At 60.0% G+C, this 21024-nt stretch carries 22 protein-coding genes and 1 tRNA gene; 3 read left to right on the plus strand and 20 right to left on the minus strand.

Annotation, left to right across the window (positions count from 1 at the left end; all coding sequences use genetic code 11):
- Window positions 1-283: 283 nt before the first annotated feature.
- Together MA884_RS15435 and MA884_RS15440 are read left to right on the plus strand one after the other, a co-directional pair.
- On the plus strand, window positions 284-1471 hold the full coding sequence (locus MA884_RS15435) for a cyanate transporter (protein WP_256231332.1): 1188 nt from the start codon (window positions 284-286) through the stop codon (window positions 1469-1471).
- Window positions 1472-1582: 111 nt separating this feature from the next.
- A complete protein-coding gene (locus MA884_RS15440; protein ID WP_256231333.1) occupies window positions 1583-2494 on the plus strand; it encodes a DMT family transporter in 912 nt (303 codons plus the stop codon).
- A gap of 6 nt (window positions 2495-2500) precedes the next feature.
- Here MA884_RS15440 and MA884_RS15445 read toward each other — a convergent pair whose 3' ends face one another.
- From MA884_RS15445 to MA884_RS15470, 6 genes are read right to left on the minus strand one after another with little or no spacing between them, the layout of a single operon-like run.
- Complete coding sequence (locus tag MA884_RS15445) at window positions 2501-3922, minus strand: amidase (RefSeq protein WP_256231334.1); 1422 nt, start codon at window positions 3920-3922, stop codon at window positions 2501-2503.
- Window positions 3919-5259, minus strand: coding sequence for an aspartate aminotransferase family protein (locus MA884_RS15450; RefSeq protein ID WP_256231335.1), 1341 nt, complete (start codon window positions 5257-5259; stop codon window positions 3919-3921). Before MA884_RS15450 ends, MA884_RS15445 begins: the two co-directional genes overlap by 4 nt.
- On the minus strand, window positions 5237-6361 hold the full coding sequence (locus MA884_RS15455) for an aminotransferase class III-fold pyridoxal phosphate-dependent enzyme (protein ID WP_256231336.1): 1125 nt from the start codon (window positions 6359-6361) through the stop codon (window positions 5237-5239). Before MA884_RS15455 ends, MA884_RS15450 begins: the two co-directional genes overlap by 23 nt.
- Before the next feature lie 8 nt (window positions 6362-6369).
- A complete protein-coding gene (locus MA884_RS15460; RefSeq protein WP_256231337.1) occupies window positions 6370-7251 on the minus strand; it encodes a TauD/TfdA family dioxygenase in 882 nt (293 codons plus the stop codon).
- Window positions 7226-8791 carry an AMP-binding protein gene (locus MA884_RS15465; protein WP_256231338.1) on the minus strand — a complete coding sequence of 522 codons (1566 nt, stop codon included), beginning with the start codon at window positions 8789-8791 and terminating at the stop codon, window positions 7226-7228. The genes MA884_RS15460 and MA884_RS15465 overlap by 26 nt, the downstream gene beginning before the upstream one ends.
- Window positions 8788-9405: a thermostable hemolysin gene (locus MA884_RS15470; protein WP_256231339.1), complete on the minus strand. Its 618-nt coding sequence runs from the start codon at window positions 9403-9405 to the stop codon at window positions 8788-8790. The genes MA884_RS15465 and MA884_RS15470 overlap by 4 nt, the downstream gene beginning before the upstream one ends.
- A 171-nt stretch (window positions 9406-9576) precedes the next feature.
- On the opposite strand from MA884_RS15470, the gene MA884_RS15475 reads away from it, so the two are divergent.
- Complete coding sequence (locus MA884_RS15475; protein WP_256231380.1) at window positions 9577-10512, plus strand: LysR family transcriptional regulator; 936 nt, start codon at window positions 9577-9579, stop codon at window positions 10510-10512.
- Between the two features lie 128 nt (window positions 10513-10640).
- On the opposite strand, the gene MA884_RS15480 is transcribed toward MA884_RS15475, so the two are convergent.
- The 14 genes from MA884_RS15480 to MA884_RS15545 form a co-directional block, all read right to left on the minus strand.
- Window positions 10641-10716, minus strand: a tRNA-Lys gene (locus tag MA884_RS15480).
- Between the two features lie 63 nt (window positions 10717-10779).
- Window positions 10780-11454 (minus strand): 7-cyano-7-deazaguanine synthase QueC, encoded by a 675-nt coding sequence (gene queC, locus MA884_RS15485; RefSeq protein ID WP_256231381.1) that lies wholly within the window; start codon window positions 11452-11454, stop codon window positions 10780-10782.
- Window positions 11455-11473: 19 nt separating this feature from the next.
- On the minus strand, window positions 11474-12121 hold the full coding sequence (queE, locus tag MA884_RS15490) for a 7-carboxy-7-deazaguanine synthase QueE (protein ID WP_256231340.1): 648 nt from the start codon (window positions 12119-12121) through the stop codon (window positions 11474-11476).
- A 166-nt stretch (window positions 12122-12287) separates the two neighbouring features.
- Window positions 12288-13118 carry a tol-pal system protein YbgF gene (gene ybgF, locus MA884_RS15495; RefSeq protein WP_256231341.1) on the minus strand — a complete coding sequence of 277 codons (831 nt, stop codon included), beginning with the start codon at window positions 13116-13118 and terminating at the stop codon, window positions 12288-12290.
- 6 nt (window positions 13119-13124) lie between these two features.
- Complete coding sequence (gene pal, locus MA884_RS15500) at window positions 13125-13622, minus strand: peptidoglycan-associated lipoprotein Pal (protein ID WP_256231342.1); 498 nt, start codon at window positions 13620-13622, stop codon at window positions 13125-13127.
- Window positions 13623-13674: 52 nt separating this feature from the next.
- Entirely contained in the window at window positions 13675-14976 is a 1302-nt protein-coding gene (gene tolB, locus MA884_RS15505) for a Tol-Pal system beta propeller repeat protein TolB (protein WP_371134782.1), read from the minus strand.
- Window positions 14973-16016, minus strand: a complete 1044-nt coding sequence (tolA, locus tag MA884_RS15510; RefSeq protein WP_256231343.1) for a cell envelope integrity protein TolA — start codon at window positions 16014-16016, stop codon at window positions 14973-14975. The genes tolB and tolA overlap by 4 nt, the downstream gene beginning before the upstream one ends.
- Window positions 16016-16468 carry a protein TolR gene (tolR, locus tag MA884_RS15515; protein WP_162277330.1) on the minus strand — a complete coding sequence of 151 codons (453 nt, stop codon included), beginning with the start codon at window positions 16466-16468 and terminating at the stop codon, window positions 16016-16018. Before tolR ends, tolA begins: the two co-directional genes overlap by 1 nt.
- Before the next feature lie 23 nt (window positions 16469-16491).
- The gene (gene tolQ / locus MA884_RS15520) at window positions 16492-17187 is read right to left on the minus strand and encodes a protein TolQ (RefSeq protein ID WP_047227067.1); all 696 of its coding nucleotides are present in this window, start codon (window positions 17185-17187) and stop codon (window positions 16492-16494) included.
- Complete coding sequence (gene ybgC, locus MA884_RS15525) at window positions 17177-17644, minus strand: tol-pal system-associated acyl-CoA thioesterase (protein WP_256231344.1); 468 nt, start codon at window positions 17642-17644, stop codon at window positions 17177-17179. Before ybgC ends, tolQ begins: the two co-directional genes overlap by 11 nt.
- Before the next feature lie 127 nt (window positions 17645-17771).
- Window positions 17772-18833 carry a Holliday junction branch migration DNA helicase RuvB gene (gene ruvB / locus MA884_RS15530; RefSeq protein WP_047227069.1) on the minus strand — a complete coding sequence of 354 codons (1062 nt, stop codon included), beginning with the start codon at window positions 18831-18833 and terminating at the stop codon, window positions 17772-17774.
- Window positions 18834-19442 carry a Holliday junction branch migration protein RuvA gene (ruvA, locus tag MA884_RS15535; protein ID WP_058542614.1) on the minus strand — a complete coding sequence of 203 codons (609 nt, stop codon included), beginning with the start codon at window positions 19440-19442 and terminating at the stop codon, window positions 18834-18836.
- Window positions 19443-19556: 114 nt separating this feature from the next.
- Window positions 19557-20081, minus strand: a complete 525-nt coding sequence (gene ruvC, locus MA884_RS15540; RefSeq protein WP_030140802.1) for a crossover junction endodeoxyribonuclease RuvC — start codon at window positions 20079-20081, stop codon at window positions 19557-19559.
- Window positions 20082-20249: 168 nt separating this feature from the next.
- Window positions 20250-20996 (minus strand): YebC/PmpR family DNA-binding transcriptional regulator, encoded by a 747-nt coding sequence (locus tag MA884_RS15545; protein WP_256231345.1) that lies wholly within the window; start codon window positions 20994-20996, stop codon window positions 20250-20252.
- Between the last annotated feature and the right edge of the window lie 28 nt (window positions 20997-21024).

The raw sequence follows: 21024 nt of genomic DNA on the forward strand, positions 1-21024 counted from the left end.
GCGGTTCAATGTGGGAGCAAAGCTTGCTCGCGAGGACTGAGCCACATTCAACATGGATGCAATCTGCCCCCGCGCTGTCGCGAGCAAGCTTTGCTCCCACAGAAGATGTGTTGAACATGGATGCACGCTAGCGTACCCGCCATCGCGAGCAGGTTCGTACACAGGGGCGGTGGCCAGACCGGCTAGTGAACCAGCTGATTTTTAAATACCCCCCACCAGATTTCAGTTTGCTCCGCCCCTCACATCCCAGCCTAAATGGAGCTTTATTCAGCAAGGCTCTGTTATGGAAAACGTTCGAACTTCAAGCACCCACGCCGTCTGGCTGATGGTCAGCGTGGTGTTGGTGGCACTGAACCTGCGCCCCTCTATGGCGGCGGTCGGGCCGTTGTTGTCAGCCATTCGCGGCGAGGTGCCGCTGAGTTTCAGCACCGCTTCGTTACTGACCATGTTGCCGGTCATGGCCATGGGCCTGGCGATGTTTTTGGGCATGCGCATTGCCCTGCGCATCGGTGAGCACCGCACCATCGTGCTGTCGCTGCTGATCATCGGTATCGCCACGGCATCGCGCCTGTACCTGGACAGCGCTGCCGAGCTGATTATCAGCGCGGTGCTGGCGGGGATCGGCATCGCCCTGATCCAGGCCGTGATGCCGGCACTGATCAAATCGCGCTTCGCCAACAATGTCTCGTTGTTCATGGGCCTGTACGTCACGTCCATCATGGGCGGCGCGGCGATTGCCGCGTCGTTTTCACCGTTCGTCCTGGCGCAGACCGGCAGTTGGCGTATCGGCCTGGCGATCTGGGCACTGCTGGCGCTGATCGCCCTGGGCTGCTGGTATGCCCAGCGCGCGGCCGTCACGCCTTTGCCCGAAGCTGCGGCGCAGCGCCAGGAATCGTTTTTCAGCAATTCGCGGGCCTGGCTGCTGGCGATCTTCTTCGGCCTCGGCACCGCCTCCTACACCTGCGTACTGGCGTGGCTGGCACCGTACTACGTGGAGAAAGGCTGGAGCGAACAGCACGCCGGCCTGCTGCTGGGGTTCCTCACCGCGATGGAAGTATTGTCCGGCCTCGTCACCCCGGCGATTGCCAACCGCAGCCAGGACAAGCGCCTGGTCCTGGCCGTTTTACTAGCCCTGATCATCGCTGGTTTCTGCGGCCTGATCCTCAGCCCGGACCGCTTCAGTCTGTTGTGGCCTTGCCTGCTGGGGCTGGGCATTGGCGGTCTGTTCCCGATGAGCCTGATCGTGTCCCTTGATCACCTGGACAACCCACGTCGGGCCGGTGGTCTGACGGCGTTCGTGCAAGGTATCGGCTACCTGATCGCCGGGCTCTCGCCGTTGATTGCCGGGATGATCCGCGATCAGTTGGGCAGCTTCGAATGGGCCTGGTGGTCGCTCACAGCGGTCATGGCGCTGATGATCGTGATGGTCCTGCGCTTCAATCCCAACCAATACGCGCGACATATCAGCTAGTTGCGTCACGGGCCGCGGTTACCGCGGCCCTGTGTTTGACACTCACCCATGACGGCCGGCCAATTTGTCTTTCATGACGTTCCGGTATTTGAAAGCAGGAATAAGACCTTGATGAAAAACGTCGGTTTTGCGGCCGCTCACTGGGGCATGCTCATCTGGGCGATGCTGATCGCGGCGTCATTTTTTGCCGCGGCGCAGGTCAGTCAGTCAATCGATCCGATCCTGCTCACGGGACTGCGACTGCTGTTTTCCGCCCTGATGTTCCTGCCGTTGTTACTCCTGAACAACACCTCGCCGGTCTCCGGCAAAGGCCTGCTGGCCCACGCCGTACTTGGCCTACTATTGGCGACGTACTTCGGTTCGTTGTTCGAAGCGTTGCGCTACACCTCGGCGGTCAATACCGCGACGCTGTACACGCTGGTGCCGTTGATGACCTTGTTCTTCGAGGTATTTCTGTTGCCCAACCCGAGCCTCAAGACCCGCCTGCTGCCGATGTCGGTCGCGGCGATCGGCGCTGTGCTGCTGACCCTCAAGGGTTCGGCCCCGGGACAATTGCCGGCACTCTATCCCGTGCTGGTTTTCGGTGCCGGCTGCCTGGCGATGGCGTTGTATTCACCCCTCAGCCAACGATTCAAGGCCACCGCGCTGAAAGGTCGCGACCCGGTGACGATGACGTTCTGGAACATGCTGTTCGGTGCGCTGTTTCTGCTGGTGTTTTGCCTGTTCAGCGGCGGCTGGCGCAGCGCTGTGCAGTTGTCGACGCTGGACATCGGCTGGCTGATGTACCTGGCCGTGTTCGGCACCCTCGCCACGTTCTGGCTGTTGCACCGGGCAATCGGAGTGATCGCGCCGTCCACGGTGATTTCCTATGTCTACCTCAGCACCCTGTTCGTGACCGTGCTGCACTGGTTCTGGCTCCGGCAGCTACCGTTGATGATCGAGATCCTCGGTGCTGCACTGGTGGCTATCGGCATGTTGGCACTGGTGCTCAGCAGCCGTAACGCCAGAGCCGTTACGGCTTGAGGGTGGTCAGTACGTCGATGCCGGACGGGGCGTAACCGGACTCCAGCGCTCCAGCTCACGCTCCAGGAAAGCGGCCACCGCCAACAACCGTTCTTCCTGCCAGTGGGGTCCGACAATCTGGATGCCGATGGGCATCCCGGTGGCCGGGTCAGTTCCGGCGCGGATCACCACGGCCGGGGAACCGCTGAGGCTGAACGGGAACACGAAGGCATACTGGTCGCGATCCTTCAGGGACTCTCCATGGCGGAACGCGACGTCCGGAAAGACCGGGCAGATGAACAGGTCGTGCTGCTTGAAGAACTTCGCCAGTTGATAGCGAAACGTATCGATCATGATCCAGTCGCGTTTGACTTCATCCACGGTCAACTCCACCGCCTCGCTCATGTCCAGCAGTTGAGCGATGGCCGGGGTAAAACGTCGCTTGTTCATGGACTCGAACAGTTGCCGCCAGCCGCGACCGGCGTCGGCGCCGGTGATGAATACCCGCCACAGCACATCGCAGGCCTCATCAAGCATCGGCGGCGCGACCGTACTCACCTCGGCCACCACCGGGCCCAGGCACCGTTCGACGTGTTGCAAGACCTGGCTCACCGCCGCGCTGACCGGCGTGCGGCTCGACGCCGAGAACAGCGCCACCCGCAGGCTGGCCAGCGGCTCGCTGTCGGCGAACGGTACATCGACGGTGTCCGGATCCTGCCCGTCGGCACCGCTGATCAATTGGCCGAGCAGCGCCAGGTCATCGACATAGCGGCCCATCACGCCAAAGGCCGAGGTCATGTGAAACAGCCCGGAACGGTCATTGGGAAACTGACCGGTCAACGGCACCCTTCCCTGGGTCAGTTTCAAACCACAGATGCCATTGAAGTGCGCCGGTATCCGCACACTGCCGCACGCATCGGACGCCAGCCCGGCCGGCGAACATCCTGCAGCGATCGCCGCCGCCTCACCGCCGCTGCTGCCGCCGGCGGAGCGTTGCAGGTCGTGGGGGTTCAGGGTCCGGCCGTAGACCAGGTTTTCGGTTTCGAAGGCCATGCACAGCTCGGGCACATTGCTGATGCCCAGGATGATCGCCCCGGCCTGGCGAAGCCGAGCGACGGCCGTTGCGTCCTGCTCGCTCGGCTCGCCCAACAGCTCCCCCAGCCCCCGGGACATCTTGAACCCGCGCACATGCAGGACATCCTTGATGGTGATGGGAATGCCATGCAACGGACCGCTGATCTGGCCAACGCGCGCCATCTCGTCCGCCTCGCGGGCCTGGCGCCGCAGTTCCTCGACCGGCGCCAACTGGATCAGTGCGTTGATCTGCCGGTTACGCTCAGCGATGCGTTGCAGGTAAAACTCCAGCAACGTGACACTGGTCAGTACGCCACGTCGCAGCAAACCGGCCATTTCCCGCAGGGTCAGCGTATCGGGGTTGAACAGGCTCATGACGCCTCCTTGCCGCGCAGCCACTTGTTGGGCAACTGATACATGTTGCGCACCACCAGGGAAAACGCTTTCACCGCCAGCGCCGGGCGCCGATCGATGGCTTGCAGGGACTCTTCGATCATCGCCAGGACATGCCGCAAGGCTTGCGGGGTGATGTTCAGCGGCGGATAGAACCGTAACACCGGGCGTTCGGCCTTTTCATTCATCGAATGCCCGGCGTGGACGCCACGCTTGCCCAGTTCCATGCTCATCAGGGCCTCATAGACCGAACCACGCAGGCGCAGGCCCGTCATCAAGCCTACGCCCGGCACATCCTCGACGATGTGCGGATAACGCAAGGCCAGTCGTTGCAGGCCGTGGCGCAGCACCCCGCCGTTGACGCGCGACAACTCCACCAGGTTGTGTTGCTCGATGTAGTCGATGGCCGCGAGCGCCGAAGCGCAGGCTAGCGGATGCCCGCCATTGGTTCGCGTGTCGGGTTCGATTTCGCTGAGCGGATACTGGGTGGCCAGGCGCTGGCTGTACATGGCACAAGCGAACGAGGTGTAGCCGCCGGTCAGGCCCTTGGAGAGGATCATGATGTCGGGCACCACGTCGTCATATTGCACGGCGAACCATTTGCCGCAGCGCCCGAAACCGGTTTGGATTTCATCCGCCACCAGCAGGGTGCCCGTGGCGTCGCACAAGGCTCGAAGGTTGGCCATGTAGCCCACCGGGGGCACCTGTAGATGAGCACCGCCCAGGATCGGCTCGACGTACACCGCACAGACACCCTCGCCCATGGCCTTTTGCAAGGCGGCGAAATCGCCGTAGGGGACACACGTTACGTCGGGGCAAGCGATGCCATAACTGCTGTGATGCTGTTGCTGGCCCAGAATGCTCATCGCTGCCAGGGTCTTGCCATGGTAGGAGCCGCTCATTACCACGATCCCGCGCCGCTGGGGCTGGATCCGCAGCGCATAACGCAGGCTCTGCTCGACGGCCTCGGCGCCCGAGACCATGAATTGCACGTCGCCCCATTCTCCCGGCACCAGTTGGCAAAGCCGCTCGGACAGTTTGTCTTGAAGCGGATGGCGCCGGCCTTCCGGGACCCAGGCCAACTGATTCAATTGCGTCTGCACCTGCTCACGCACCGTCGGGTTGCGATGCCCGACGATAAACACCCCGTAGCTGCACGCACAATCAATGAAGCGCTTGCCGGTGTGGTCGGTGACATGAATGCCATCGGTCTGCTGTTCAACGCTGGTCTTGCCCAGGCGATACAGCTTGGCCGCCGATGCGCTCCAGTACCGCTGGCAATCATCCAGCAGTTGTTCATGCGGCCTGAGTAAGGACATGGCTTAGCGTCTCCTTGATGAGGTGGGCGGCACGTTGAATCTGTTCGGGACGTGCAGTGATCGGGCAGCGCAAGATCAATTCGCGGCCCTGGGGTGGGCTGATATAAACGCCTTGCTGGTAAAGCGCTTCGCACAACAGGGACGGTTGCAGATCATCGGCCAGCGGCAGGCTGACCCAGCCGCCCACGGCTACGGCACCGAATGAAGCAAGGGTTTGCGCCAACTGCTGACCGTTCTCCAGACAATGACGAGGCGAGTCGTGGGCCTGCACATAGTCCAGGGCGGCCAGGGCCGCGACACACGCCATCGGGTTACCGGCGGTGGTGCTGCCGTGTTTGGCCGGACTGCTTCGCCCATAGACCTGCCAGGCCATGCGCTCGCTGCAGGTATAGGTGCCGATGGGAATCGCGCTGCCCCCCAAGGGTCCCCCAAGCACGACAATGTCCGGGACAGGACGATAACGCTGGAAACCGAACAGCGTACCCAGGCTACCGAGGCAACTGTGGGTGTCGACCGCGATGACCGGCGCGCAAGCCTGTGCTGCGCGGGCATGCAACTGCTCGAGCAGGGCAGGATCGAGCAGTTGCAATCGGCCATTGGCGTCCACGCGGATGTTGCTGTGGCACACCGCGAAACAATCACTCCAGTCCACCGTGTCCAGGTCAGCGAGATGCCGAATCGCCACTCGCTTGAACCCTAGAAAATTCTGCACGGCCAGATCATCTTGCGCGGCGCTGAGGCAACGTCCGTAGGTCAGCGCGCCATAATCACCACCCTGGATGAACACGATGGTGTTGCCCTTGGGCTTGAGGCCCTTGCACAACTTCAATGCACCCTCGAACGCCTCATCCCCGGAGCTGCACACATAAGAGTTGACGAGCGGCGCGGGCAGCAGCTCGGCCAGGCGTCGGCACAAGGCAATCAGCGGTTCGGACATCAGCACCCGGTTGGATAGCCCCATGATGTCCGCTTGGCGACTGACCGCCTCGATCACGGGCGGCACCTGGAAACCGAATCCGCCGGTCAGGTCGATAATCTGCCGGCCATCGCCGTCGAGGTAGGTCTCGTACTGTCCGCTGATGATGTATTTGTTGTTCTTCATGATGAGTCTCAGCGATAGCTCAAGGCGTTGAAGATGCGTCGACGTTCGTCGACGATGGTTTCACGACCGTGCATGACCCGACGGTTGTCGATCATCACCACGTCATGGTCGCGCCAGCCAACCGGGCAGGTGTACTGGCCGGACACTTCGGCAATTTCCAGCAGAAACCCGGCAGGGATCGGCTGCCCACCCACGGTGTCGATCACCGGAGCTTCGTAGTTGAAGGACGGTCCCAGGATGCTGTTGGCAAAGGCCGGACGCTGGCTGAACGCGGACGTGAGGATCGCCGGGGTGCTGAAGGCGTAATGAATCGAATCATCGGCCGGGTTGAAGGAAATAACCGTCTGCGGGTCCTCCCCGATGATTTGCCACAGATCCTCGATTTCGACGGCCGCTGGGTCCGACAACGCTGGCGAATAGTGGCAAACCAGGCGACGCCATTTTTCCCCCGCAACGGTACGGCTGTAACGGATAGGGTTTTCTTCAAAAAATCGGCGGCAGGCTGGGGACAGTTTCGCCAACACCTTCTCACCGTCACACAACGTCGTTTGCGAGCCCTTGCGTGGTGCTTCCTGGCAATAGAACCAAGTCATGTCCGGCCAGAACGGCGAGTTGCCGTTTTCACAGTGCAGACCAACCGCCTGATGCCCGGCGTCCACCAACTGTGCCGCGCCGCCCACCATGACACGGGCCGGATCCAGGCTCAGCCGTGAGCTGTTTTGCGTGACGTAGGCGCTGAAATCTTCAGCACTGTGGATACAGTTGCGAAACAGCACGACCCCGTAATGACCCAGCAGCTCATACAGCTCGCTCTTGCCCAGGCTGGCAAAGTGGTGCGACTCGACGATGGAGATGTCCGCGGTTTCAAAGTGAAAGGCAGGTGTGGTCATTGGATGCAGTCCCTTGCAGAGTGGAAAAAACAGTGGCGATGTCGGCGCGTTTCGGTCGGCCGGTAACGGTGTAAAGCTGCTCGATCAACGGGTCATCCTGGGTTAATAACCAGAGTCGACTCGGTCGTTCGATGTCGGAAAAACGCCCGGCGGACCAGGCCACCAGTTCATCGCGCGCCGGTGCCGACTCGACACACAGCAACGCCACCAGGCCGTGGCGCTCATCGAAAAACACCGCGGCATCGTTGACGCCGGGGTATTTGCGATACTCCAGCTCAACCTGTTCGGGGCTGACGTTGCGCCCGTTGGGCAGGCAGATCACGTTCTTCTTGCGCCCGTGCACGTAGAGGTAGCCATCAGCGTCCAGCGCTCCCAGATCGCCGGTGTCCATCCAGCCATCACCGGACATGGAGCAGGCGCTGGGGTCCGTGCCGGAATAGCCGCTGAACAGTGAGCTGCTCTTGACCTCGATGGTCTGGTCAGCGCCGATACGCACCTGGACATGGGGCAAGGGTTTGCCCACGCTGCCCAGGCGCTGCTGTTCGAAGGTGTTCATGCTGACCACCGAGGCGTTCTCGGACAGGCCGTAGCCTTGGTACACAGCAATGCCCCGCTCAGCCAGACCGCGCAGCACATCGATGCTGACCGCCGCGCCGCCGCAGGTAATATGCACACCCGATTGCAGATAGCCCGCCAGGCGCTCGCCCTGCTCGCCTCCCTCGTCCATTTGTTCCAGGAAGCGATTGACCATGACCGGCGGCACCGTCAAGGCCGTTGGCTGGACCTGCAGGATCCAGTCGACCAGACGCTGTGGCGAGGCCCCTGGCTCGCCGAGCAATGCTTCGTTCGGCGGCAAGAAATGCACGGTTCCGCCCGCCAGCAACGGCAGATAGGCGGCAGTCACCTGTTCGAGCAGCAAACTCAAGGGCACCAGCGACAGGTAACGGCGATGAGCATCGGCGGGCATGCGTTGACGCAGCGATGCCAGCACCGCACCGACCGCCTGATTGCTTAACTGCACGCCCTTCGGCCGACTGGTCGTGCCCGAGGTGTGAATGATTTTGCAGATCCAGTCGTCGTCACCGTTGGGCCTGTGCAACAACGGCTGTTCGATGACCGGCTCGCTGATGTGGCGCAAACGGCTTTCAGGGAAATTCAACTTCCAACGCTGCGCCAGTGTCCGCTGCCCGGCGGCATCCACCACAAACCCGTCGCAACGCTCGGCCAGGTGTTCAGCCTGGGCCTGGCTGAAAGCCAACGGCAACGGTAACGCGGTAATCCCGGCAAACAGGCAAGCAAGGTCGGCCACCAGCCAGTCACTGCTGTTACGCGTGGCAACTCCCAAGACCACATGATCGCCATGGGCCGGGCTGGGGAAACGCCGTTGCAGTTCGGCGGCCAGATTGAGCGCCCGATGTTCCAGCTCGCCATAGGTCAATGCCACCGGCTCGCTGCCCGCGGCCGACCAGTCCACCGCGCAGACAGCCTGGCGATTGTCTTGCAACGCTCTTTGCAAGTGATGGATAAACCCTGCGCTCATGGCTGCGCCCTCGCCAGTGAATCGCTGGGCAGTTGGGTGAACGAGGTGTTGAGCGTCATGGCCGCGAAGCGCGAGCGCTGCGGGTCTACCCGGATGAACCCGGTGACCGGCAATTTGGAGTAATAGGTCCCCCAGTTCTTGCCACCGTCTTCGGTCAGGCGTGTAGGGTCTGCTGTCAGCAGCGGCTCGAAATCGATCTGGCAACTTTCCATCATTTGCCGAACCCGGGGCGTCACCGTACACAACAAGTAATGCCCGCCCATACACCAGGACAACAGGGGAATCATGTTGACCAGAATCATCCCGGCCGTCAGGTGATGGGAGATCAGGTTGCCGATCTCGACAATGTTTGAACGGTCGATCGCTTTCTCCTGGCGCTGGGACAAAATCACTTCTATCGGTTGCGCCAGGTATTGCTCGGAGAACAGTGTGCGGTGGTCCGCGAACGTAATACCGGCACAGGCAAGAATACGGTCCGACGGATCCTGGGTGACCGCAAAGTATTGTGGGTTCGGCTCAACCGATGCCGAATAAGAACTGCGAAATTTCTCTTTCACTACTTCAGTGGCTTGCACCCATAACGGTGTCTTAGTTTCTGCGACGCGAATTTGCATATCGTCCTCCTCCGTCCTTGTGCAGGATTTCTATAAAAAGCGAGGCGAGCATATTTAAGAAAATTCCCACAAGCCATTTAAAAAATAAATGCCTTCCGCTAATATATAAATAAACCCCTTTGTCATAAAAACAAGGGACGCTACCTGATGGATTGCGCCGAGAAGGATCTTATGCTCAATAGTAATTTGCTTAGAAAGCTGGACATGCAGGACCTGATGGTGTTTGTCGCGGTGTACGAGCAAAGCAGCGTCACCGAGGTGTCCGAGACCCTTTGCGTGAGCCAGTCAACCGTGAGCTACTGCCTGAAGAAGCTGCGCACAAGTTTTGAAGATGAGTTATTCATCAATACCCGTAGTGGCATGCGGCCCACGAACAAAGCCACGGCCATGTACAGCCATGTACTCACCATCCTAAAAACCATTAATATATGCCACTCCGGCATTCAAACTTTCGACCCGACCCAAAAAGAAATAACATTCAATATCTGCGCCCCGGAGTATTTTGAACTTCTTATACTTCCCCAGTTAGTGAAACGATTCATTGGCAGTCGTTTCCCCGTCATCATTAACATCACGAAATTCCACAAAGATATTCCAGTTGACGAACTGATGGAGGGTCGCTTCGATCTGGTCATTTGTTTCGGCCCCAACTTTCATCGCGGCGCCAAGGGATTACGATCGCAAATATTGCTGGAAGATGAGTTGGTCTGCGTGGTCGATAAAGACTTTACGCTGCCCAAGGAGGAATTTGATTTGGAGGCGTTTGTTGCCTGCCAGCATGTGTTTCCGACGCCCTGGACGTCCGACACCAACATGGTGGATGGCTGGCTCGCCCGGCAAGGCTACAACCGACAGATTGTCGCCCGGGCCAACAGCTACGTGGCAGCACTGAATATGATTCCCGGGACCGATTTCATCCTGACCCTGCCTCGGCGCATCCAGGCGTTGACCTGCGATGAAGGCAAATACAGCCATCGCAGGCCGCCAGCGGGCTTACCGAATTTTACGCTGGATATGATGTGGAGCGAGAAACCCGGTCAGGACAACGCCAACATCTGGTTTCGCGAACAGATCGTGAAGGTATGCGCCGAGGACGGCCTGCTTTAACGAGCCCAGGGAACCACTCGAATCATCGAGTGGTTCCGTTTTTTCGAGCCGCGACTTTTCTACAGGCAAAAAAAAATCCGGAAATCCTCACTTTCGTGGGCCTTCCAGACTTTTAAAACTGCAAAAAATGGTGGGTCGTGTGGGATTCGAACCTACGACCAATTGGTTAAAAGCCAACTGCTCTACCAACTGAGCTAACGACCCGCTGTGTGGTGGCGCGTATAATACTGATTTCTAAGGACTATTCAACACCTAATTTGAAATAAATCAAAAATAAGGGGTTGGATCGCTCACACCCGCCGCCGCGAAGCCTTCGGCACGCAGGCGACAGCTGTCACATTTGCCGCAAGCACGCCCCTGATCGTCAGCCTGATAGCAAGAAACGGTGAGCCCGTAGTCCACGCCCAGCTTCACCCCGGCCCGGACGATATCGGCCTTGCTGAGATTCTGCAGTGGCGCCTGAATGCGGAAGCCCTGCCCTTCTACACCGGCCTTGGTCGCCAGGTTGGCCATGCGCTCGAACGCTTCGACGAACTCCGGACGGCAGTCCGGGTAGCCGGAATAATCCACGGCGTTGACCCCAATGAAAATGTCACGGGCGCCCAGCACCTCGGCCCAGCCCAGCGCCAGGGAAAGAAACACGGTGTTGCGCGCAGGTACGTAGGTCACCGGAATGCCTTCGCTCGGCGCTTCGGGCACGTCGATAGCGCTGTCGGTCAAGGCCGAGCCGCCAATGCCGTTGAGGTTCAGGCCGATCACCTTGTGTTCGACGACGCCCAGGTCCCGGGCTACCCGTTCAGCGGCGTGCAGTTCAGCGCGATGACGCTGGCCGTAATCGAAACTCATGGTGTAGCAGCGGTAGCCCTCGGCGCGAGCCATGGCCACGACCGTCGCGGAGTCCAGACCGCCGGACAACAGGATGACCGCACGTTTTTCTGCAATGTTCGAGTGTTCAGTCATATCAGCGCCCCGGCTCGTCGTTCCAAAGATATTTATGCAGCTGCAATTGCAGGCGCACCGGCAAATTGTCCGCCACCACCCAGTCAGCCAGCTCCCGGGCGTTCAGGTCATGATGACTCGGCGAAAACAACACCTCGCCGGCCCGTTGGTCGAGACCGTACTGAATCAGCTTGGACACGGCCCAGTCATAGTCTTCCCGCGAACAGATGACGAACTTGACCTGATCGTTGGGCGTCAGCAGCTCGATGTTCTCGTAGCGGTTGCGATGGGCCTCCTTGGACCCTGGGGTCTTCAGGTCGACGACGCGGCTGACCCGCGGGTCAACCGGCGAGATGTCCAAGGCGCCGCTGGTTTCCAGCGAGACCTCGTAACCGGCATCGCACAACCGCTTGAGCAAGGGGATGGCGTTGGGTTGCGCCAGTGGCTCGCCGCCCGTGACGCAGACGTAACGTGGGCGATAGCCAGCCACTTGCTCAAGGATATCGTCCAGGGCTCGCAGGGTGCCGCCACTGAAGGCGTAGGCACTGTCGCAGTATTGGCAACGCAACGGGCAGCCGGTGAGGCGCACAAATACTGTGGGCAGCCCGGCCGTTCGCGTTTCACCCTGCAACGAGTAAAAAACTTCGGTGATTCTCAATGTGTCTTGCATAGTCGCCACGGGCGTAACAGCTAAACAGGCTGTCCGCCTCCGTCAGGCACTTCAAGAAACCCCGCCGACGCGCAGATCCCAAGAAGCGTGTTCCATAAAAAGGGCGTGAATTCTAACGAAAAAACCCGCGACAAGCGCGGGTTTCTTCGAAACGGATCAAACAGCCTCACATACGCTGCAAGTCACGCTGGGCCAGTTGGGCGGCGGATGTGCCCGGGTATTGGGCCACCACCTGCTCCAGAATGCCCTTGACCTTGTCGGTGTGACCCAGGCGACGCTCCACGTCAGCGAGTTTGTAGAGCGAGTCCGGCACCTTGGCGTGCTTGGGATAGAGCTGCGAGACCTTGGCGAATGCCTGACCGGCACCTTGCAGGTCGCCCTTGGCCAGATTCACTTCACCCAGCCAATATTGGGCGTTACCCGCATACTGGCTGTTGGGGTATTTGCGAAGGAAAGCGGCAAAAGCCAGGCTGGCCTTGTCGAAATCCTTGGCCTTGATCAGATCGAAGGCAGCATCGTAATAGAGCTTTTCCTTCGCCGGATCAGCCGGCTCGCCACCGGCGGCAGGTGCTGGAGCGGCTGCCCCCGCGCCTGCGGCTGCGCCAGGGGCGTTCAAGTCGCCACCGGCTGGAGAATTCTCAGGAGTCGCGGCAGGTGCAACGCCGGTTCCTATGCGCCGATCAAGATCCTGGTATCGCTCCAGACTTTCCTGCTTCATGCGCGAAACTTCATTTTGCAGAACTTCGATCGCGCCCTGTTGGCGTGAAAGCTGCTCTTGCATTTGCTGCAGTTGGTTGAACAGCTGGCCCTGTGCCGAGACAGGGGCCGAAACCCCTCCCCCGGCATAGGCGCCGCTCGTACCGTAACCTGCAGGCGGATAATTGCTAGCGCTATTGTTATAGCCGGAATCATTATCGACCACGGGAACCGCAGCCCACACCGCAAGCGGCGCAAGGCTGAGAGCCAGAACAGTTACAGCACGGCGGCACGTTCGCATGTCGAATTACTTACGCAGTTCGACGCGACGGTTTTGAGCCCAGGACTGTTCGTCGTTGCCGGTAGCAACTGGACGCTCTTCGCCATAGGAAACCAGTTCCAGCTGAGCTGGGGAAACACCTTGCAGTACCAGGTAGCGTTGAACGGCTTTCGCACGACGCTCGCCCAGTGCCATGTTGTACTCACGAGTACCACGTTCGTCGGTGTTGCCTTCCAGAACGATGCGAGCACCGTTCGCCTTCAGGTCTTTGGCGTGAACGTCCAGAGCGCGCATGGCTTCTGGCTTCAGGTCCGAGCTGTCGTATTCGAAGTAGAAGGTGGTGATTGCGCGCAGAGCAGCTTCTTCGCTCATGGAGCCGTCAACTGCACCCGTGTTAGCGCCGTAACCAGCGTTTGGATCAACAGCGCCTTCACCGGCGTTGTCGCCGCCTTTGGACGAGCAACCTACAGCTACAGCCATGGCCAGAGCCAGCGCAGCAAATTTACCAAACTTCAGCATTTCCATCGTGAAACTCCTAATGAACCCCAGTGTGTTAAGTAAAACGTGTTGCGCCGCGTCAGTTCAGGTAAGGGGACCAGGACGGTTCTCTGACTTCGCCTTGTGCGGTAGGAAGCGGGAGCCTCACGCGTCCATTAATGGACACGAGCATCAAGACTCCCCGGCCCTGCTGGCGGGTGGCGTAGATTACCATGGTGCCGTTGGGCGCAACAGTAGGCGACTCGTCCAGAGTGCTATCAGTGAGGATCTTTACACTACCGCGCTGCAGATCCTGGGCCGCCACCTTGAAATTGGTAAAGCCATCCTGGCGATGGATCATCACCAGGGTCTTTTCGTCCGCCGACAGTTTAGGGTTGGCGTTGTAGTTACCGACGAACGTCACGCGTTCGGCACCGCCACCACTGGCGCTGGTCTTGTAGATCTGCGGCTTGCCGCCACGGTCTGAGGTGAAGTAGATGGTCGAGCCATCCTTGCCCCAGAACGGTTCGGTGTTGATGCCGGGACCGTTGGTCACGCGAGAAATCGCCCGCGAAGCCAGATTCATCACATAGATGTCCGGGTTACCGTCCTTGGACAGCACGAACGCCAGGCGCGTACCGTCCGGCGACCAGGCTGGCGCACCGTTCAGGCCTTCAAAGTTGGTGATTTGCTCACGGCGACCGGTGTCGATGTGTTGCATGAAAATACGCGGACGCCTCTGCTCGAACGAGACGTAGGCGATGCGTTTGCCATCGGGGGCGAAACGCGGCGACAGGATCGGCTCGCGCGATTGCAGCAGGGTCACCGCGCGAGCGCCGTCATAGTCGGAACGCTGCAGGGTGTAGCGGGTGTTTTTCTCGGAGAAGCGCTCGGCCGTCACGTAGAGCATGCGGGTAGAGAACGCGCCCTTGATGCCAGTGAGTTTCTCGAACGACTGGTCAGAGATGTAGTGCGCCATGTCGCGCAGTTGATCGACGCTGCCCGACACACTGCCGGTCAGCACTTGCTGCTCGGTGGCGACGTTGAACAGGGTGTACTGCACCTGCAGGCGACCGCCGGCCGGCACGATGTTGCCGACCATCAGGTACTGGGCGCCCAGGGCCTTCCAGTCACGGTAGATGACTTCGCTCGCCTGGGTCGGCAGGCTGATCATGTTCTGCTTCGGAATCGGCGCGTAGTAACCCGAGTTACGCAGGTCATTGCCGATGATTTCCGCCATGTCGTCCGGCAGGACGCTACCGCCCTGCCAGCCGAACGGTACGACGGCGATCGGGGTCGCCCGGTCGCTGCCGCTGGTGACCAGGATGTTCTTTTCCTCTGCTACCGCTATCCCTGCCAGGCAGCAGATAACGACCAGCATTGATCGAAGAAGGTTTCTCACAAGGCTAGATCCTCAGGTGTGAATGTCATCTTGAATGAACGATAGGGAGCAAAATCGCTCGGTTTCATTCCTTGCATTTCCGTCAATCGCCCAATGTTCTTGACCGCCGCGACCGCCGAAGCGTCGAACGGGCCGTCACCGCTGGACTTGGACACGCCGACCGAGGTAACCGTACCGTCGGGCAACATGCCGATTTGTAATACTACCGTCATGCCTTTGCGTGCCGAAGGTGGACGAGCCCAGCCTTCCGCCGCTCGGGCGCGAATCAAATCATCGAAACTGCCGGCGACTTCATCGCCCTGCTCATCAGCCAATGCCTGCTGACGCTCTGGCGTGTCGGAAAGCAAATCTGCCAAGGCCTGGGCCTTCTTCTCTTCGGCGGATTTACGCGCTGCGTCCTGAGCCTTTTTCTTGGCGGCGTCGGCGGCGGCTTTCTTCTTCGCGTCTTCGGCGATTTTCTTTTTCGCCTCGTCAGCTTCAGCTTTCTTCTTGGCGTCTTCGGCCGCTTTTTTCTTCGCGTCCTCGACAATCTTTTTCTTCGCTTCTTCAGCGGCCGCTTTCTTGGCCTCTTCTTCAGCGGCTTTCTTGGCTTCTTCTTCGGATTTCTTCTTGGCTATATCAGCCAATTGTTTCTCTTCTGCCTTTTTGGCCTCGGCGGTCTTCTTCGCTTCGTCGGCTTTCTTGGCTTCGTCAGCCTTCCTGGCTTCTTCGGCCTTTTGAGCCGCCTGCTCTTTCTTTTGTTCCGCAGCTCTTATCTCTTCCTGCTCGACCTTCTTTTGCTCCATCTGCTCGACTTCGGTCTGGCGCGCGGCGGATTTCTTCGCCTCACCGGCAAGCTTCTGGTTGGTCTGCGTGGTGGCCTGGCTCTTGGACTTGAGCTGATACAGGGTCGCCTGCACGATCGGCTTGGCCGGCGGCAGCTCTGGGGTCATGGCAAAACTGACGAACAGCATGCCAAACACCAGCACATGCAGGCCAATCGCCCAGACACTAGGCCAGAAGTAGCTTTCCGAGGCGGACGGCTCTCGCTGTTGCTGCATCAGGGCGCCTCAGTGATTAAGCCAACATTACCGACCCCGGCTTTTTGCAGGCCGCCCATGGCGCCCATCACGGCACCGTAGTCGACGGTCTTGTCGCCGCGAATGAAGACCTGGGTGCGCTTGCCGTTGCTGTTGCCGGCATTGATGATCTTGGTCACCGCATCGGTCATCTGCGGCAAGGTCATGGCCCGGTCCTGCTGCTTCTCGGTGTCGACTTCGCTGCCAAGGTTCCAGTAGTAGGTCTTGTCAGCCTTGATCGAAATGGTCAGTACCTGGGTGTTGTTGTCCTGCGGCAAGGCTTCGCTGGAAACCTTGGGCAGATCAACCTTCACGCCCTGATTGAGCATCGGCGCGGTCACCATGAAGATGACCAGCAGCACCAGCATCACGTCGATGTAGGGCACCACGTTCATCTCGGCAACCGGCTTGCGCTTTTTTCGGGCTCGAGCGATTAAAGCCATTGGGAAATACCTGCTTATTCTTCGCTGGTGTGCACTTTGCGGTGCAGGATCGCCTGGAATTCATCGGCGAAGGTGTAGTAACGACTGGTCAGCGTTTCGCTGCGGGCAGCAAAGCGGTTGTACGCGATAACCGCCGGGATGGCCGCGAACAGACCGATGGCGGTGGCGATCAATGCCTCGGCGATACCCGGGGCCACGGTGGCCAGGGTCGCTTGCTGGGCAGTGGCCAGGCCACGGAAGGAGTTCATGATCCCCCAAACGGTACCGAACAGGCCGATGTACGGGCTGACCGAACCGACGGTAGCCAGGAACGGCAGGCCCTGCTCGAGCTTTTCTTCCTCGCGGGAAATGGCGACGCGCATGGCACGGGCCACACCTTCCATCACCGCCTCGGGGTCCACGCCTGGTTGCTGGCGCAGACGGGAGAACTCCTTGAAGCCGGCGCGGAAGATCTGTTCGACACCCGAATCCGGGTCCGGGTTGCTGCCGGCCTGACGGTAGAGTTTGGACAGGTCGATACCGGACCAGAAGCGCTCTTCGAAGCTCTCCAGGGCACGGCGACCGGCGCGCAGCATGTTGCTGCGCTGAAAAATCATGATCCATGAGGTCACCGATGCGGCTACCAGGATCAGCATTACCAACTGCACCACAACGCTGGCATTGCTGACCAGGCTCCACATGGAGGAATGGTCGACGACGTTAGCTTCCACGCTTTATCTCCTGCTCTGAGTATGTACCGGCGCCGCTCACGCCGGCAAAGGCCGCGCGTAGAGCTTCGGGAATGGCCCGGGGTTTCAAACTATGGGTGCGCACACAGGCCACCAGAAACTGCCCTTCACAGAGCAGCGCATTATCCGTAGCCCGCCTGACCTGCTGCTTGAAGCGCAGGCTGACACGGTTCAATTCGATGACATCGGCACTTACCAGAAGCTCGTCGTCCAGTCGCGCCGGCGCGTGGTAGCGCGCTTCGCTGGAATGCACGACGAATAACAGGTCCTCCCCTGCCAGCGCGGATTGGGCAAAACCCAGTTCCCGCAGCCGTTCGGTTCGAGCCCGTTCCATAAACTTGAGGTAATTGACGTAGTAAACGATGCCGCCGGCATCGGTGTCCTCGTAATAAACGCGACAGCGATGTGCGAACGACTCCAGCCCGTTTTGCGCGCGCATACTCTAGTGCTTACTCCTCAGGTTGCCAATCGGCCAGGCAACTGTTTTTTCATTCTCGAATGCAATGACGCTCCGGGTGTCGTCTGGGACAGCACGAACCTGAAAAAAGTCGCTGCACAGAGGTCGTTCAATCGTCCACGGCATCGAGGAATTCGTCTACCACCGGCATCTCACCCATTCGTGTCGGGATGTTTAAGCCGAAATGCAGATAGGCGTGACGAGTTACCACACGCCCGCGAGGGGTGCGCATGATGTAACCCTGCTGGATCAGGTACGGTTCCAGCACATCTTCGATGGTATGGCGCTCTTCGCTGATGGCCGCCGCCAGGCTGTCCACCCCCACCGGACCGCCGTCGAATTTCTCGATCATGGTCAGCAGCAGGCGCCGGTCCTGGTGGTCAAAACCACGTTCATCGATGTCCAGCAGGTTCAGCGCCAGGTCGGCAATCGGCTTGGTGATGTGGCCCTTGGCGCGGACTTCGGCGAAATCCCGGACCCGACGCAGCAGCCGGTTGGCGATGCGCGGCGTCCCCCGCGCCCGACGGGCGATCTCATAAGCGCCATCCGGGTCCAGCGGCAACCCGAGAATGCCTGCCGATCGACCGACAATCGTCGCCAGATCGGCGTTGTTGTAGAACTCCAGGCGCTGGACGATACCGAAACGGTCCCGCAGCGGGTTGGTCAACATGCCGGCGCGAGTCGTGGCACCCACCAGGGTAAACGGCGGCAGATCCAGCTTGATGGAACGTGCCGCCGGCCCCTCGCCGATCATGATGTCGAGCTGGAAATCCTCCATGGCCGGGTACAGCACTTCCTCGACGATCGGCGACAGCCGATGGATTTCGTCGATGAACAGCACATCATGGGGCTCAAGATTGGTCAGCAGCGCCGCGAGGTCACCCGGTCGCTCCAGGACCGGCCCGGATGTACTCTTGATCGACACGCCCATTTCCTGGGCAATGATGTTGGCCAGGGTGGTCTTGCCCAAACCGGGCGGGCCGAAGATCAAGGTGTGGTCCAGGGACTCGCTGCGACCACGGGCAGCCTGGATAAACAGCTCCATTTGCTCGCGAACGGCCGGCTGACCGATGTAATCGGCCAGGCTGACGGGGCGGATCGCACGGTCTTGTACTTCTTCACGGTCACGGGGGGCGCCCGTGGCGGCGATCAGACGATCGGCTTCAATCACTTAAATCATTCCCTTCAGGGCACGACGAATCATATCTTCAGTGCTCAGGCCTTTTTCCTTGATAGCGGAAATCGCCTTGCTGGCCTCCTGCGGCTTGTAGCCCAGGGAGATCAGGGCGGTGACCGCATCGTTTTCCGCACTGACCGCAGGTGCTGGCGCGTCCGGTTGGTTAGGCACCAGCGCGAACATGGCCGGCACCGCTTCCCAGGCCTTGAAGCGGTCCTTGAGTTCAACCAGCAGGCGCTCGGCGGTTTTCTTGCCCACACCTGGCACCTTGGTCAGGGCTGAAGTGTCCTGGGACTGCACGCAGCGCACAAGCTCGTCGACTTCCAGGCTCGACATCAAGGCCAGGGCCAGTTTCGGACCGACACCGTTGAGACGGATCAGCTCGCGGAAGAAATCCCGTTCGCGCTTGCCGACGAAGCCATAGAGTAACTGGGCATCCTCGCGCACGACCAAATGGGTGTGCAGCGTCAGCGGTTCACCGACCGACGGCAGGCGATACAACGTGGTCATGGGCACTTCAAGCTCATAACCCAGGCCATTTACATCCAGAATCAGGTGCGGCGGCTGTTTTTCAGCCAGGGTGCCGCGCAAGCGTCCAATCACGTTTCAGATCCTTGGGCGTAGGCCAGCTGCGGGCTGGCGAGTAATGGCCGGAGCATGCAGGCCGACGACACAGGCGCAAAATGCTCGGGCTCACGAAAGATTGCGCTGATGCTATCAGAGACGCAGGCGCCCGCCACGACTGCGTGCGGCTCCCAAGCCATGAGGCAACAGGCTGGAGCGGGTATGGGCATGGCAAATGGCGATGGCCAGGGCGTCGGAAGCGTCTATCTGCGGCTTGCTGACCAGTTTCAGCAAATGCATCACCATCATTTGCACCTGCTCCTTGTTCGCCGCGCCCGTTCCAACGACCGCCTGCTTGACCTGGGTCGCGGTGTACTCAGCGATTTCCAGGTTTTCCTCGGCACCGGCGACAATGGCCGCCCCACGGGCCTGCCCCAGCTTCAGGGCAGAATCGGCGTTGCGCGCCATGAAGACCTTTTCGATGCCCATGGTAACCGGGCCGTAGGTCTGGATGACTTCGCGCACACCGCGATAAACGATCTGCAAGCGCTCATGCAACTCACCGGCACCGGTACGGATACAGCCTGAAGCGACGTACACGCAGCCACGCCCGGTATCACGAACCACGCCGTAGCCGGTGATGCGCGAACCGGGGTCGATACCAAGGATTAAAGTCATAGCGCCTGCGGTTTTAAGGAGTTGTTTGAACCTGTGGGAGCGAGCCTGCTCGCGAAGGCGATCTTCCTGCAACATTTTTGCAAGCTGGACCACCGCTATCGCGAGCAGGCTCGCTCCCACATAAAGCACCTACGCCAATTTGAACGGGCCGTCGCACCAACAGCGCTGTCAACCTAGCTGTTCAGCCACCGACTCCGGAATCTCGGCATTGGAGTAGACGTTCTGCACGTCGTCCAGGTCTTCAAGCATGTCGATCATCTTGAGGACCTTCTCAGCGCCCTCCAGGTCCAGTTCGGCGCTGGTGGTCGGTTGCATGACGATTTCCGCGTCGGCGGGCTTGAAACCGGCCGCCTCCAGGGCATTGCGCACGGCGTAGAAGCTGGCGAACGAGGTGAACACGTCGAACGAACCGTCTTCATGACTGACCACGTCATCGGCGTCGGCTTCCAACGCCGCTTCCGTCAGGGCATCTTCATCAAGGCCCGGCGCAAAACTGATCTGCCCCTTGCGCTCGAACAGGTATGCCACCGAACCGTCAGTGCCCAGGTTGCCACCACATTTGCTGAAGGCATGACGCACAGCGGCGGCGGTACGGTTGCGGTTGTCGGTCATGCACTCGACCATCACCGCTACGCCACCCGGGCCGTAACCTTCGTAGGTCAGCTCTTCCACGTTGTCGGCTTCGGTCGCGCCCGCGCCACGAGCGATGGCCCGGTCGATAATGTCGCGACTCATGTTCGCACCCAGCGCCTTGTCCAGGGCCAGGCGCAGACGTGGATTGGAACCCGGATCGCCGCCACCCTGGCGGGCAGCGACCGTCAGCTCACGGATCCACTTGGTAAATATCTTGCCCCTCTTGGCATCCTGACGTTCTTTGCGGTGCTTGATGTTCGCCCACTTGGAATGACCTGCCATAACTCGCTCCGGTTTCTCTTTGAAACTT

Origin of the sequence: Pseudomonas sp. Q11, assembly GCF_024494355.1 — a bacterium.
In the GTDB taxonomy this organism is placed as follows: Bacteria; Pseudomonadota; Gammaproteobacteria; order Pseudomonadales; family Pseudomonadaceae; genus Aquipseudomonas; species Aquipseudomonas hefeiensis.

Coding starts and splice junctions, on each gene's coding strand:
- MA884_RS15435 (WP_256231332.1), top strand. CDS start 284: ATGGAAAACGTTCGAACTTCAAGCACCCACGCCGTCTGGCTGATGGTC.
- MA884_RS15440 (WP_256231333.1), top strand. CDS start 1,583: ATGAAAAACGTCGGTTTTGCGGCCGCTCACTGGGGCATGCTCATCTGG.
- MA884_RS15445 (WP_256231334.1), bottom strand. CDS start 3,922: ATGAGCCTGTTCAACCCCGATACGCTGACCCTGCGGGAAATGGCCGGT.
- MA884_RS15450 (WP_256231335.1), bottom strand. CDS start 5,259: ATGTCCTTACTCAGGCCGCATGAACAACTGCTGGATGATTGCCAGCGG.
- MA884_RS15455 (WP_256231336.1), bottom strand. CDS start 6,361: ATGAAGAACAACAAATACATCATCAGCGGACAGTACGAGACCTACCTC.
- MA884_RS15460 (WP_256231337.1), bottom strand. CDS start 7,251: ATGACCACACCTGCCTTTCACTTTGAAACCGCGGACATCTCCATCGTC.
- MA884_RS15465 (WP_256231338.1), bottom strand. CDS start 8,791: ATGAGCGCAGGGTTTATCCATCACTTGCAAAGAGCGTTGCAAGACAAT.
- MA884_RS15470 (WP_256231339.1), bottom strand. CDS start 9,405: ATGCAAATTCGCGTCGCAGAAACTAAGACACCGTTATGGGTGCAAGCC.
- MA884_RS15475 (WP_256231380.1), top strand. CDS start 9,577: ATGCTCAATAGTAATTTGCTTAGAAAGCTGGACATGCAGGACCTGATG.
- queE (WP_256231340.1), bottom strand. CDS start 12,121: ATGCAAGACACATTGAGAATCACCGAAGTTTTTTACTCGTTGCAGGGT.
- ybgF (WP_256231341.1), bottom strand. CDS start 13,118: ATGCGAACGTGCCGCCGTGCTGTAACTGTTCTGGCTCTCAGCCTTGCG.
- pal (WP_256231342.1), bottom strand. CDS start 13,622: ATGGAAATGCTGAAGTTTGGTAAATTTGCTGCGCTGGCTCTGGCCATG.
- tolA (WP_256231343.1), bottom strand. CDS start 16,016: ATGCAGCAACAGCGAGAGCCGTCCGCCTCGGAAAGCTACTTCTGGCCT.
- ybgC (WP_256231344.1), bottom strand. CDS start 17,644: ATGCGCGCGCAAAACGGGCTGGAGTCGTTCGCACATCGCTGTCGCGTT.
- ruvC (WP_030140802.1), bottom strand. CDS start 20,081: ATGACTTTAATCCTTGGTATCGACCCCGGTTCGCGCATCACCGGCTAC.
- MA884_RS15545 (WP_256231345.1), bottom strand. CDS start 20,996: ATGGCAGGTCATTCCAAGTGGGCGAACATCAAGCACCGCAAAGAACGT.